Origin of the sequence: Citricoccus sp. K5 (genome assembly GCF_902506195.1) — a bacterium.
Lineage (GTDB): Bacteria > Actinomycetota > Actinomycetes > Actinomycetales > Micrococcaceae > Citricoccus.
On sequence record NZ_LR732817.1, the window covers coordinates 625,184 to 638,803 of the forward strand.

General features: G+C 69.4%; 11 protein-coding genes. 4 read left to right on the top strand and 7 right to left on the bottom strand.

The annotated features are described in order from the left end of the window. Positions 1–152: 152 nt before the first annotated feature. From BOSE125_RS02710 to BOSE125_RS02730, 5 genes are all read right to left on the bottom strand, one after another. Positions 153–1,592: an MFS transporter gene (locus BOSE125_RS02710; protein ID WP_159549603.1), complete on the bottom strand. Its 1,440-nt coding sequence runs from the start codon at positions 1,590–1,592 to the stop codon at positions 153–155. 153 nt (positions 1,593–1,745) lie between these two features. After that, positions 1,746–3,569, bottom strand: a complete 1,824-nt coding sequence (locus BOSE125_RS02715; RefSeq protein ID WP_159549606.1) for a biotin carboxylase N-terminal domain-containing protein — start codon at positions 3,567–3,569, stop codon at positions 1,746–1,748. Between the two features lie 192 nt (positions 3,570–3,761). Then, the gene (locus BOSE125_RS02720; RefSeq protein ID WP_159549609.1) at positions 3,762–5,039 is read right to left on the bottom strand and encodes an MFS transporter; all 1,278 of its coding nucleotides are present in this window, start codon (positions 5,037–5,039) and stop codon (positions 3,762–3,764) included. A 152-nt stretch (positions 5,040–5,191) separates the two neighbouring features. Next, positions 5,192–5,893, bottom strand: a complete 702-nt coding sequence (locus BOSE125_RS02725) for a nucleoside triphosphate pyrophosphatase (RefSeq protein WP_159549612.1) — start codon at positions 5,891–5,893, stop codon at positions 5,192–5,194. Positions 5,894–5,928: 35 nt separating this feature from the next. Beyond that, positions 5,929–7,653: a DUF885 domain-containing protein gene (locus tag BOSE125_RS02730; protein ID WP_159549615.1), complete on the bottom strand. Its 1,725-nt coding sequence runs from the start codon at positions 7,651–7,653 to the stop codon at positions 5,929–5,931. A 167-nt stretch (positions 7,654–7,820) separates the two neighbouring features. Between BOSE125_RS02730 and BOSE125_RS02735 the strand changes: the two genes are divergently transcribed. Beyond that, positions 7,821–8,585 carry a hypothetical protein gene (locus tag BOSE125_RS02735; RefSeq protein WP_159549618.1) on the top strand — a complete coding sequence of 255 codons (765 nt, stop codon included), beginning with the start codon at positions 7,821–7,823 and terminating at the stop codon, positions 8,583–8,585. 52 nt (positions 8,586–8,637) lie between these two features. Here the strand turns inward: BOSE125_RS02735 and BOSE125_RS02740 are convergent, their stop codons facing one another. Continuing rightward, the gene (locus BOSE125_RS02740; RefSeq protein ID WP_159549621.1) at positions 8,638–8,895 is read right to left on the bottom strand and encodes an acyl-CoA carboxylase subunit epsilon; all 258 of its coding nucleotides are present in this window, start codon (positions 8,893–8,895) and stop codon (positions 8,638–8,640) included. Between the two features lie 68 nt (positions 8,896–8,963). Then, on the bottom strand, positions 8,964–10,550 hold the full coding sequence (locus BOSE125_RS02745; RefSeq protein WP_236557783.1) for an acyl-CoA carboxylase subunit beta: 1,587 nt from the start codon (positions 10,548–10,550) through the stop codon (positions 8,964–8,966). A gap of 195 nt (positions 10,551–10,745) precedes the next feature. On the opposite strand from BOSE125_RS02745, the gene BOSE125_RS02750 reads away from it, so the two are divergent. The 3 genes from BOSE125_RS02750 (at position 10,746) to BOSE125_RS02760 (ending at position 13,552) form a co-directional block, all read left to right on the top strand. Beyond that, entirely contained in the window at positions 10,746–11,552 is an 807-nt protein-coding gene (locus tag BOSE125_RS02750; RefSeq protein WP_159549627.1) for a biotin--[acetyl-CoA-carboxylase] ligase, read from the top strand. 64 nt (positions 11,553–11,616) lie between these two features. After that, complete coding sequence (locus tag BOSE125_RS02755) at positions 11,617–12,240, top strand: PH domain-containing protein (RefSeq protein ID WP_159549630.1); 624 nt, start codon at positions 11,617–11,619, stop codon at positions 12,238–12,240. 169 nt (positions 12,241–12,409) lie between these two features. Beyond that, a complete protein-coding gene (locus tag BOSE125_RS02760) occupies positions 12,410–13,552 on the top strand; it encodes an adenylate/guanylate cyclase domain-containing protein (protein WP_159554601.1) in 1,143 nt (380 codons plus the stop codon). The last annotated feature ends 68 nt before the right edge of the window (positions 13,553–13,620 follow it).

Here is a 13,620-nt window from a genome sequence, read left to right on the forward strand (position 1 = left end):
CGTCGTATGTGGTACCTCCGGTCTACCACGTCCCGTCCGGGTGGTGGTCTGCCCTCCTGCGGACGACGCCGGCCCGGCACCCCGGTGCGATTCCTCGCGGGGGTGCCGGGCCGGCGTCGTCCGTTCCGACCGGCGTGGCCGGTCAGCTCAGGTCAAGGCAGCGTGACCGTCTCTGCTTCGGTGTCCAGGGACTTCGTCTTGGTCTCCGGGGCGATGATCAGGGCGATCAACGTGAGCACGGAGGCGAAGGACAGGTAGTAGCCCACGTGGGCCACGGAGAAGTTCAACACGAGCCACTGGGCCACGAACGGGGTCAGGGCGGCGCCGAGGATCGAGGAGACATTGTAGGCGATGCCGGACCCGGTGTAGCGGGTGTTCGTGGGGAACAGCTCGGGCAACACGGCGGACATCGGACCGAAGGTCAGGCCCATGAGCGCCATGCCGACGATCAGGAAGATCATCATCTGCGTGGTGTTCAATTCGGAGCCCTGGCCGATCGAGCTGGCACTGAGCCACCAGCCGAAGGTCAGGCCGAAGAGGATCAACAGGATGGTGATGACGATCAGCGTGGGCTTGCGGCCGAACTTGTCCGCGAGCCAGCCGGCCACGGGCACGAAGGCGGCGAAGAACAGGATGCCGATCAGCTGCAGCACGAGGAAGTCGGCGTAGGGCACGCCCAGGCCGCTGACATCGGGGGAACTGATGGAGTAGGAGAGGATCCATGTGGTCATCAGGTAGAAGAGCACATAGGTGGCCAGCATGATGAAGGTGCCGAGGATGAGCTCCTTCCAGTTCTTCCGGAAGACCTCGCTCAGGGGAGCCTTGACGCGCTCGTCGTTGTCCACGGCGCGCTGGAAGACCGGGGTCTCCTGCAGACGCAGGCGGACGTAGAGGCCCACGGCCACCATGATCAGGGACAGCAGGAACGGCAGCCGCCACACCCAGGTGAGGAAGGCGCCGTCCATGTCCGGGTTCGTGGAGTCGTGGTTGAAGCTCAAGGTCAGGATCAGGAAGAGGCCGTTGGCCAGCAGGAAGCCGATGGGGGCGCCGAGCTGGGGCCACATCGCCGCCCAGGCGCGCTTGCCCTTGGCGGCGGTCTCGGTGGCCAACAGAGCAGCGCCGGACCACTCGCCGCCGAGCCCGAGGCCCTGGCAGAAGCGCAGGATGGTCAGCAGGGCCGGAGCCCACAAGCCGATCTGGTAGTACGTCGGCAGCAGGCCGATGAGGAACGTGGCGATGCCCATGGTGAGCAGGGAGCCGATCAGGGTGGCCTTACGGCCGATGCGGTCACCGAAGTGGCCGAACACCACCGATCCGATGGGGCGGGCCACGAAGGCCGCGCCGAAGGTGGCCATGGAGGCCAGCAGGGCCGCACCCTCGTCACCGGCTGCGAAGAAGATCAGCGGGAAGACCGAGACCGCCGCCGTGGCGTAGACGTAGAAGTCGTAGAACTCGATCGTGGTGCCCATCAGGGACGCGATCACCACGCGGGACCGGGGGACGCCCAGTTCCTTGGTGCCGTCGTCCTTGACATGGACCGCGCCGGTCCCGGGGTCCGGGGTTGAGCTGTCTTGGGACAGGTCAGTGGACATGGTTGCTCCTCATGCAATGCAACGAAGGTGGTGTGCCGGCTTCCGGCCGGCGCGAAATGCGACCCGACGACTCTACGCGCGGTCGCCACCATGCGGACATCGAGTCCACATGGTGAGACGGTCTTGCTTGCGAGAGGAGCGGTCCTGGGAGCACTAGTCCGCGATGGCGGCGATCGCCGCGCCAGCGGTGACCGTGGCGCCAACTTCGGCGCTCAGCTGAGTGATGGTCCCGGACTTGTGCGCGGTCAGGGGTTGTTCCATCTTCATCGCTTCGAGCACCACGATCAGGTCGCCTTCGGCCACGGCATCCCCGATGCCGGCCGCGACCTTGACGATCGTGCCCTGCATCGGTGAGGTCAGGGTATCCCCATTGGCTCCGGTGGCGGTGGCGCCCCGGGTACCGCGTGACTTGCGGCGGCGGGATCCGGTCTTGGCGCCGCTGGCCACGGTGGAGATGGCCCCGAGGATGGCGGGAAGGGTGACCTCGACCCGCTTGCCGTTGACCTCCACGGTCACGGAGCGGCGGTCCTCCTGCTCCTCCTCGGCGTCCCCGGGGACTCCCGGAGCCCCGGCGAACGGGGCGATGGTGTTCTCGAAACCGGTCTCGATCCACCGGGTGTGCACGGTGAACGGGACTCCGTCCTCCGGTGCGAAGGCCGGATCGGAGACCACGGCACGGTGGAACGGCAGGACGGTGGGCATGCCGGCGACCTGCATCTCGGCCAGGGCGCGGCGGGAGCGCTGCAGGGCCTGCTCGCGGGTGGTGCCGGTGACGATCAGCTTGGCGACCATGGAGTCGAAGGCCCCGGTGATGGTCTCACCCTCCTCCACGCCGGCGTCCACGCGGACGCCCGGGCCGGAGGGCAGGCGGAAGCGGGTCAGGGTACCGGGGGAGGGCATGAAGTTCTTGCCGGCATCCTCGCCGTTGATGCGGAACTCGAAGGAGTGGCCACGCACCTCCGGATCGCCGTAGCCCAGTTCCTCACCGCGGGCGATCCGGAACTGCTCGCGCACCAGGTCCAGGCCGGTGACCTCCTCGGAGACGGGGTGCTCGACCTGCAGGCGGGTGTTGACCTCGAGGAAGGAGATGGTGCCGTCCGTGCCCACGAGGAACTCGCAGGTGCCTGCGCCCACGTAGCCGGCCTCCACCAGCAGTGCCTTGGAGGATTCGTACAGTCGCTGCTGCTGCTCGGCCGTCAGGAAGGGTGCCGGGGCCTCTTCCACAAGCTTCTGGTTGCGGCGCTGCAGGGAGCAGTCGCGAGTGGACACCACCACCACGTTGCCCGCGGCATCGGCCAGGCACTGGGTCTCCACGTGACGAGGGGCGTCCAGGAAGCGCTCCACGAAGCACTCGCCACGGCCGAAGGCGGCGGTGGCCTCCCGGACTGCGGAGTCGAACATCTCGGGGATGTCCTCGCGGCTCCGGACCACCTTGATGCCGCGGCCGCCGCCACCGTGGGCGGCCTTGATGGCCAGGGGGAGTCCGTGGGTGTCGGCAAAGGCAAGGACCTCGTCTGCGTTCGCCACGGGGTCGGCGGTGCCGGGCACCAGGGGGGCACCGACCTTCTGGGCCAGATGGCGGGCGGAGACCTTGTCCCCCAGCTGCTCGATGGCGGCGGCCGGCGGGCCGATCCACACCAGGCCGGCGGCCTCGACCGCGCGGGCGAAGTCGGCGTTCTCGGACAGGAAGCCGTAGCCGGGGTGGACGGCATCGGCGCCGGAGGTCTGGGCGGCGGCGAGGATCTTGTCCACCACCAAGTAGGAGTCGGCGGCGGAGGCCCCGCCCAGGGCGATGGCGTCATCCGCCATGCGCACGTGCAGGGATTCGCGGTCGGGCTCCGCATAGACGGCTACGGCGGTGAGTCCCTCGTCATGTGCCGCACGGATGATGCGGACGGCAATCTCCCCGCGGTTGGCCACGAGCACCCGCGAGAACTGGCGGGCTGCGGTGGTGGCGGTCGGCGTCGGCTGGGACATCGGGGCGGGACTCCTTCATAAGCGTCGGCGCAGGCGGTCTGCGAGGGGGCCGGGCCCGATCTGATGTCGGGACATCATGTCGGGCGGCCCACCTGGCGAGCCTAGACGTGGCGGTGGGTTTCCTACAGGATCCGGGGCGTTTTCCCCGCGCCGCGCGGCATCGATTGTAGGAATCCCACAATCATCCTCTTGCTACTGCCCAGACGACGGCGCGGCCCCGGTGCGAGAGCGCCGGTGCGTCACCACCGCCACGATCATGACCGCCAGGCCCACCACGGTCAGGCCGGTGCCGAGCAAAGCCGGCGAGCGGTACCCGAGCCCGGCGTCCACCACCACGGCACCGAGGAAGGCGCCCAGGGCGTTGGCAAAGTTGAACGCTGCGTGGTTCATGGCCGCGCTGACCGAGGGGGCATCGCCGCTCTCGCGCAGCAGGCGCACCTGCAGGGCGGTGGTGAAGAGGGAGCCGGCAACTCCGAGCAGCAGTACGCAGGCGATGGCGACGGCGGGGACGTGCGCCAGGGTGGCGAAGACCAGCAGGACCAGTCCCAGGCTGATGACGCCGCCCACGGCGGACTTCTCGATCGAGCGGTCTACGAGCGGACCGGCGATGAGGGAGCCGAGGGTCATGCCGATGCCGAAGCAGACGAGCACCCAGGGGACGGTGGACTCGGACAACCCGGTGAGGTCGGTCATCGTCGGCGAGATGAAGGTGTAGACCGCGAACATCCCGCCGAAGCCGATGGAACCGGCCACGAGGGTGAGGATGACCTGGGGGCGCTTGAGCGTGCGCAGCTCTCCGCGGATGGAAGGGGCCAGCCCCGGGGCGCTACGCGGGACGAGGGCGAACACCGCCAGGAGTGTGAGCAATCCGATCAGGGCGACCAGGCCGTAGGCGGTCCGCCAGCCGAACTGGGCACCTAGGGCGGCAGCCGCGGGCACACCCACGATGTTGGCCACGGTCAACCCGAGCATGACCCGGGCCATGGCGGTGGCCCGGCGGTGTGGGGAGACCAGAGTGGAGGCAACCACCGCGCCGATGCCGAGGAAGGCCCCGTGGGGCAGCCCGGTGATGAAGCGGGAGACCAGCATCCATGGCAGCGACGGCGCCAGGGTGCTGCCGATACTGCCGATCACGAACAGGGCGGCCAGGCCCAGCAGCAGGCGCCGGCGTTCCATCCGGGCCGTCAGGGCGGCGATGAGCGGTGCGCCGATGACCACGCCGATCGCGTAGAGGGATACCGCGTGGCTCGCCTCGGTGATCGTGGCGTCGAAGCCCTCGGCGATGTACGGCAGCAGGCCCATGGTGGCGAACTCGGCCGTGCCGATGCCGAACGCGCCGATCGCCAGGGCGAAGATGGCGAGCCGCGCGGTCCTTCTAGGAACCGGCGGCTGCCCGGAGCGTTCGGAGTCCCCGGGCGCGGCCAGGCCGGACGCGGCGGCTGTCGCCTCGGTGGTCTGGGTGGGGGCCATGGGGGTTCTCCTGGTGGAAGCGGCGGATCACTCCGCTCGGGCCTCTCCACGCTAACGCCGCAGCCTCGGACGCCTCACCCGAAAAGTGCCTGCGGCCGTGTGAGAACAGGCACACCGCCGGCAGGCACAGTTATGGCAGGCATACCGCCGGCTCAGTCGTTCCCGACTTCCCACAGTGAAGCCAGCGAGACCCCGAACTCCGCCAGCAGGCTGCGCAGCGTGGAGACGGACATGCCGATCACGGCATTCGGGTCCCCCTCCACCGCGCTGACGAAGGCGGCTCCACGACCGTCGATCGTGAAGGCCCCGGCGCACTGCAGGGGCTCGCCGGTGGCCACGTACGCTGCGATCTCCTCCTCGTCGACGTCGGCGAACCTCACCACGGCGCTCGAGAGCGCCCCGGTGGCTGGCCGCGCGAGCGGTGCGCCGCCGTCACGGCTGGCCAGGTCCCGGTTGTCCACGACCCAGTGGCCCGTGTGGAGCTGTCCAGTACGGCCGGACTGCATCCGCCACCGCTCCAGGGCGACCTCGGGTTCCCAGGGCTTGCCGTAGGCCACGCCGTCCAGCTCGAACACCGAGTCGCAGCCGATCACCAGCGCGCCGGAGGCCTCGGGGTGCCCCGCGACGTCCTCGGACTTGGCCCGGGCGAGCAGCTGGGCGGTCTCGGCCGGGCTGGCCAGCGGATGCTCCGCGGCGATCGCGTCCTCGTCCACGTCCGAGACCACCACAGTGAAGGGGAGGCCGGCGGACTCGAGGATCCGGGCCCGGGCCGGCGAGGCTGAGGCCAGCACCAGCCGCGGTACCGGTGCGCCGCCGTCGTGGTCCTGACTTTCAGTGGCCTCAGGTTCGGGCATCTGAGCGGCGCTCACCTCAGGGCCCGCATCACCGCTCATGCCATCGCCTTGCGCAGGGTGTCCAGCCCCATGGAACCCAGGCGCAAGGCCCGGGTGTGGAAGGCCTTGAGGTCGAACTCGCGGCCCTGGGCCGCAGCGCGGTCGGCCTGTTCGGCACGGATCTGCTCCCAGATGCGCTGGCCGACCTTGTAGGAGGGTGCCTGGCCCGGCCAGCCGAGGTACCGGATGAATTCGAAGCGGATCTGGCCGGGGGAGTCGTTGAGGTGCTTCGTCAGGAACGCGAACCCCTGCTCGGGGGTCCACACTCCGCCGCCCTCGGACGCCGGGGCCTCGAAGCCGCAGTGCACGCCGATGTCGAACACCACCCGGGCCGCACGCATCCGCTGGGCATCCAGCATGCCCAGGTGGTCGCCCGGATCCGTGAGGAACCCGAACTCATCCATCAGCTTCTCGGCGTACAGGGCCCAGCCCTCACCGTGTCCCGAGGTCCACAGCCCGTTGCGTCGCCAGTCGTTCAGCTCGTCCTGGGCCAGCATGGCTGTGCCGATCTGCAGGTGATGGCCCGGCACGCCCTCGTGGTAGACGGTGGTGGTCTCCTGCCAGGTGGTGAAGGAGTCCTCCCCGGCGGGCACGGACCACCACATGCGGCCGGGCCGCGAGAAGTCGTCCGAGGGGCCCGTGTAGTAGACGCCGCCCTCCTGCGTGGGGGCGATCATGCACTCGACCCGGTCCATCGGGGCGGGGATCTCGAAGTAGCGGGTCATCTCCTGCAGTGCGGTGTCGGTGACGCCCTGCATCCAGTCCCGCAGCGCCGCGGTGCCCTGCAGCCGGCGGACCGGGTCCGCGTTCAGGATCGCGCGGGCCTCGTCGATGGTGGCACCCGGCTGGATCCGCTCAGCATCGGCCTGCTGGGCCTCGATGATCCGCGCGAGCTCCTCCTGCCCCCACGCGTACGTCTCCTCCAAGTCGATCTGAGCACCCAGGAACTCCTGCGAGTACAGCTCGTAATAGTCCCGCCCGACGGCGTCCCGTTCCGGTGCGCTGCCCCGCACCTCTTCCTTCAGGAAGTCCGCCAGCCCCTGGTAGGCGGTCCCGGCCTTGCTCGTCTGGGCCTCCAGCTCGGTGAGCAGGGAGGAGGGAACGACGCCGGCCACGGACGCGCGCTCGACCAGCCCCGGGAAGAAGCCTCCCGGGGCGGAGTGGGCCTCGGCCTGCTCGATGACGATGTCCACCTGGCGCTGGGCGGCGACCTGGCCGGCGTCGCGCGATGTTTGCAGGGACTCGGCGTATCCCGCCAGGGCAGCGGGCAGGTTGGCCAGCCGGCCGGCGATCTGGGCCCAGTCCTGCTCGGTCTCCATCGGCATCAGGTCCAGGATGTTGCGGATCTCCTGGGCCGGGGAGGCCAGGTTGTTCAGCTCGGTGCGGCCGGTGGCGTGGATCCGGCGTTCCAGGCCCACCCGCTCCTGCAGCGCGGCGGCGGTGACACGGTCCACGTCGTCGGCGGGCGTCAGGCGGTCGAGGTCCTCCAGCAGGACGCGGTTCAGCTCGTCCTGGGCTGCCGATCCGGCGGGGGAGTAGTCCGAGTACTCGGTCTCGTGGCCGGGGTGACCCAACGCGGTGGCCTCCTCGGGGTGCAGCGCGAGGGTGTCGGCGAAGTATCGGTTGGCCAGGGCGTCGATCGCGGAGAGCTGGCGGGATCTGCCGTTCTGACCGTGCTGGTTCTGCTGGTGCGGCGGGGTGTGGCCGGTGGGTTCGCTCATGGCAGCACCCTAACCGTTCCCGACGTGATGGTCTCGACGTCCCCGGGCCTCCTACACCGCGACGCGGGGGCGTAGCGTTGACGGTAGAGATTGCTGAGACACCCGGCGAAACAGTCCCGGACGTGGTGTGCGACGGCTCTCGATGCCACCAGGAGAACATCCCCGCCATGACCGAGCAGACGCAGGAGCGCCGTCGCCCGAACCGAGGGCCGCTCCCGGGCCTCGTCCTCTTCGTGGTGATCGCGGGGTCATTGGTCCTCATCGGGGCCGGCCTGTTCAGTGGCCAGCTTTCGCGGGGCGGTCTGCTGCCATGGAACGGGGACTGCACCGTGAGTACCGCGGACGGGGAGGTCGGACTCGATCGCGAGGAGGCGAAGCTGGCCACCACGGCCGTGGCACTCTCCGCGCAGGGGATGGCCGCCCCGGATACCTCAGACCTCGACCCGTCGGTCGTGCGGCGCCTGGCCGAAGGTCCACCCGAGGATGCCGGTGCAAGTCTGAGTTGCCGCGGGTCGGTGCGTGAAGACGTTCCGGAGCAGCAGCCGACCGCCACCGGTTTGACGCCACGCGCGGAGCTGGTCAGGGAGTCGATGACCGACGTGTTCGGTGAGCAGAGCCTGGGCGGGTTCGCGCCAGGCGGCGTGGATCAGGGGCACCAGGAAGGGTCCACCCACTACGAGGGCCGGGCCATCGACATCTTCTTCCGCCCGGTGTCCGAGGAGAACCGGAGGGACGGATGGATGCTGGCCCACTGGCTGGTCGCCCATGCCGAAGACCTGGACATCCAGTACGTCATCTTCGATGACCAGGTCTGGAGCGCCCGCAGTTCACGCGGGCAGTGGCAGGACTACCGTGCCTCTGACCCGGGCAACGAGATCCTGCGCCACCTCGACCACGTGCACGTGGACGTGGTCCGCGGCGGGACCGACTGAAGACCCGGTCAGACGAGCTTCGCCCCATATCGATCCTGCCGCGCCACACGGATTATCGCTGTCCGGCGGCGTGCTTCCAGGAGCCGGAGCCGGGGCGGGCCCACAGCCCGAGGCGGCGCCGGCGTTCCAGGGTGCGGTCCCGGTCGGTGCGTCCGGCACCCTCACGACGGTGCTGTTCGGCCTGAGCGGCCACGGCGTGGATGACCGCGGTCAGGGCGGCCGTCTCCTCGGCATCGAGGTTGCCCTTGACGAGCAGGGCCGGCTCCGGCGCCTGATTGGTCTCAGGGGTGGGGTGCTGCGTGTCCATCATGGCCTCCCGGGTTGACCCAGTCGCAGTGGTGTTGGGGTTCTCAGTGTGGTCGAGGGTGTCCCGGCCGCTCACAGCGGGATGTTCCCGTGCTTCTTGGCGGGCCGCGATTCGCGCTTGTGGAACGTGGCCCGGAGGCCCCGCACGATCTGGGTCCGGGTCTCGGCCGGCGTGATGACGGCGTCCACGTAGCCGCGGTCGGCCGCCTGGTAGGGGTTGAGCAGTTCGGCCTCGTAGCCTTCGATGATCTCCTGGCGCTTGGCCTCCACATCACCACCGGACTCCTCGACGGCCTTGAGGTCCCGGCGGTAGAGGATGTTGACCGCTCCCTGGGCTCCCATCACGCCGATCTGGGCGGTGGGCCAGGCGAGGTTGAGGTCCGCGCCGAGCTTCTTGGACCCCATGACGATGTAGGCACCGCCGTAGGCCTTGCGCGTGATGACGGTCAGCTTCGGCACGGTGGCCTCGGCGTAGGCGTAGATGAGCTTGGCGCCGCGGCGGATGATCCCGGAGAACTCCTGGTCCGTGCCGGGCAGGAATCCGGGGACGTCCACGAGCGTGATGATCGGGATGTTGAAGGCATCGCAGAACCGGACGAAGCGGGCGGCCTTCTCCGAGGCGTTGATGTCCAGGGTGCCGGCGAACTGCATCGGCTGGTTGGCCACGATCCCCACGGAATGCCCCTCGACCCGGCCGAGACCGCAGATCACGTTGGGCGCATAGAGCTCCTGGACCTGCAGGAAGTGGGCGTCGTCCACCACATGCTCGATCACGGTGAGCATGTCATAGGGCTGGTTCGCCGAATCGGGGATCAGCGTGTCCAGCTCGAGGTCTTCCGCGGTGACCTCCAACTCCTCCTCGAAGGGCTCCACCGGCCCCTCCGCCAGGTTGTTGGAGGGGAGGAACTCGAGCAGCTCACGCACGTACTCGAGAGCGTCCTCCTCGTTGGCGGCCAGGTAGGCGGCGGTGCCCGTGGAGGCGTTGTGCTGGCGGGCGCCACCGAGCGTCTCCATGTCCACGTCCTCGCCCGTGACGGTCTTGATCACGTCCGGGCCGGTGATGAACATGTGGGAGGTCTTGTCCACCATGATGATGAAATCGGTCAGGGCGGGGGAGTAGGCGGCGCCGCCGGCCGAGGGGCCCATGATGAGGGTGATCTGCGGGATCACGCCGGAGGACATGACGTTGTTGCGGAAGATGTCCGCGAACATCGCCAGGGAGGCAACGCCCTCCTGGATCCGCGCCCCGCCGCCGTCATTGATCCCGATGACCGGGCAGCCATTCCGGGCGGCGAACTCCTGGACCTTGACGATCTTCTCGCCGTTGACCTGGCTCAGGGAGCCGCCGTAGACCGTGAAGTCCTGGGAATACACGGCCACCATGCGGCCGTCGATGGTGCCGTAGCCGGACACCAGCCCGTCCCCGATGGGCTTCTTCCGGTCCATGCCGAAGGCGGTGGTGCGGTGCACCGCAAGGGCATCGAACTCGATGAACGATCCGGGATCCAGCAACAGCTCGACACGCTCGCGGGCGGTGTGCTTGCCCCGGTCGTGCTGCTTGTCCACGGCGGCCTGGCCGGACGGCAGGGCGGCCTCGGCCCGGCGGCGCTCCAGGTCCTGCAGTTTGCCGGCCGTGGTGGTCAGATCCGGTTCGGTCACAGGTCCTCCGTCGGTTGGAACTTTCATACAAGCAATGCGGCGGTGGTTTCGGGGCACGCCCCGTGAACATCACGGCCAGGGCCCAGTCTAGTGACGCGCGCACCGCTTCCTCTTGTAGGAACCGCACAAGATTGGTGCCGGTGGCCCCCGGATTGTTCCAGCGAATGACCAGTACCACCCGCTATACCTAGAGGCATGACCATCAGCTGGCTGGAACAGGCCGACTCGACACAGGAACAACTCATCGTCCAGGCCGCGGCGCGCCCTGACCAGTGGCCGCACCTGTCCGCCCTGGCCACCCTGGACCAGCGGTCGGGCCGTGGCCGCAGGGGGCGCGGCTGGACCACCGCTCCCGGGACGGCCCTGTCCGTCTCCGTGGTGCTGCGCCCGGACCTGCCCGTGGAGCACTTCAGCTGGGTCACGCTGGTGGCGGCCGCCGCCACCAGCGCAGAGCTGCGGAGCCTCGGAGTCCCAGCCCAGGTGAAATGGCCCAACGACGTGCTGGCGGAGGACGGCCGCAAACTCTGCGGCATCCTCGCCTCGGTGCTGCCGGACCAGTCCGGGATCGTGCTGGGGCTCGGCCTCAACCTGGACTTCGGCCCCGGCGGGGCCCCGGTCTCCACGGCGACGTCGGTCGCCGAGTGGGTGCCCGAGGGTGCCGTGCCCTCGGCACCGGACTTGCTGGACGCCCTGCGGGACGCGCTCTCCGCGCGCCTGGACGACTTCACCCGCGCGGTCCGGCAGCACCCCGGAGAGGTGGACGGAGCACACCCGGCCGCCGCCGGCGTCGTGGGCCAGCTGGCGACCCTGGGCACCGAGGTGACCGTGCACCTGCCGGACGGTTCCCGGCTGACCGGGCCCGCGAGAGGGCTGGGACCCGGGGGAACCCTCCTCGTGGAGCCGGCCGACCGTGGGAAGATGGACACAGCGGTGCCCGGCACCACTCGACGCGGAGACCTGCTGGAGGTTTCCGCCGCTGACGTGGTGCACCTGCGCCGCTGACGGACTGCAGCCGGACCGCTGCAGTCCGAGGCAAACCGATGATCCCTGGAGAGGATGGCCCGACGTGGGACTGAGGCTGGCGCCCGGTGAGCAGGTACGCGTGCGTACCCGCTCGCACCCGCGTGCCCTGACGATGCCCGTCCTGCGCCTGATGCTGATCGCCTTGGCCACCGGCTACGTGCAGGGCTTCCTCGCCCGGCCGGACCTGGCGGACTTTCTGGTGGAATCCCGAAGCTGGCTGGCGGTCGTGGCGTGGATCCTGGCAGCCGTGGCCCTGCTCTTCGGTTGCCTGCGCCCCGCCTGGCGCTGGTTCAACCGCCGCACCCTGCTGACCACCCGCCGCATCCTTCAACGAGCGGGGATCGGCAAGTCCAGGGAACGTTCCCTGCACCTGCTCTCCGTCTACGACGTGCGTCTGCGCCAACGCCGCGGCCAGAAGATGAGCCGCTCCGGGGACCTCCTGGTGGACCATGGGGCCGGGGCCTCGTGGGTGCTCGCGAACATGCCCGAGGCGGCACGCTTCCGGGAACTGATCCTCCGCGAGATCGGCGCCCTGCGCCAGGAGATCTCCGCCCACGCCGGGACGGCCGGCCCACCCGCGGAGCAAGGACCAGCACCGGGATCGGCACTGCGACCGGCACCAGGGTCGGCACCAGGACCAATGATGAGGGGTGGCTACCGTGGCTGAGTACACCGGTCCGATGGACGACTGGGATGACCTGCCCGAACCGACGTCCCTGGATGACCACGGTGATCTGGGTCTGCTGACGGAGGGCGTCCGGCCCACAGCCGATCAGCAGTCCGGGCCCGCCCCGGCGACGGGCCCCGCTGACGCTCCGCTGCGGCGGACCGCGCAGATGGAACAGGTCCCCGCGCCGGACGTGGAACGCCAGGCCCGGCCGCACCCGGCACCGGACACCACCACCACGTCCGCGCTGGCCTTGGAGGACGAGCAGGAGGTCACCACCTGGACCCAGGCAATCTCGGCCCTGGAGAAGGACCTGCTGGGCGGACCGCGCTCAATGACCCGGCGGGACATGGCCAGCGAACTCGGCGTCTCCCTGATCTCGGCCCGGAAGCTCTGGCGTGCCCTGGGATTCCCGAATGTCAAGGACGAGGACCGCGCCTTCACCCAGCAGGACACCGACGCGATCGGCACCATGATCGACCTGGTCCGGCACGGCATCCTCAACGAGGAGACGGCCATCTCCCTGACCCGTTCCATCGGCCAGATGACGGACCGCATGGTCGTGTGGCAGATCGAGGCCCTCGTGGAGAACAAGATCAGTGAGGGCATGACGGACCCGCAGGCTCGCCGCGAGGTGGTCCGCATGCTGCCGGAGATCATCGAACCGCTCGAAGAGGTCATGGCCTACTCCTACCGGCGGCAGCTCAACTCGGCGCTGCAGCGGCTCACCGTCCGGGTGGAGGCGGGGCTGGCTGCCAGTGCCGTGGGCAGGGACGGCTCTGAGGACGACGCCCCGCTGCCGCTGGCCCGAGCGGTGGGCTTCGCGGACATGGTCTCCTACACCTCCCTGTCCCGGCAGATGAACGAGCGCACCCTGGCCCAGATGGTGCAGCGTTTCGAGAACAAGTGCGCCGAGATCATCTCGATCGGCGGTGGCCGGTTGGTCAAGACGGTCGGTGACGAGGTGCTGTTCAACGCCGAGACGCCGGAGGCCGGAGCCCAGATCGGTCTGGCGCTGGCACAGGCCATGGCCGACGATCCGGTGTTGCCCTCGTCTCGCGTCTCCGTGGTGTGGGGCCGGGTGCTCTCCCGGCTGGGGGACATCTACGGCCCCACCGTGAACCTCGCCTCACGGCTGACCGCGCTCGCGGACCCGGGCACCGTCCTGGTGGATGCGATGACGGCCATGGCCCTGGAGGCGGACGATCGGTTTGTCCTGGTCCCGCAGCCTCCGCGGATGGTCCGTGGGTTCGGGGAGATCCGGCCGTCCATCCTCATGCCCGGGTCCGGCAATGGTCTCGTGGTCGATTGACACTGGCCGGCGGTCACGGGCGTACATGGGGAGAACTACCCATGCCCTCAGGGCCAAATCAGGTTTGC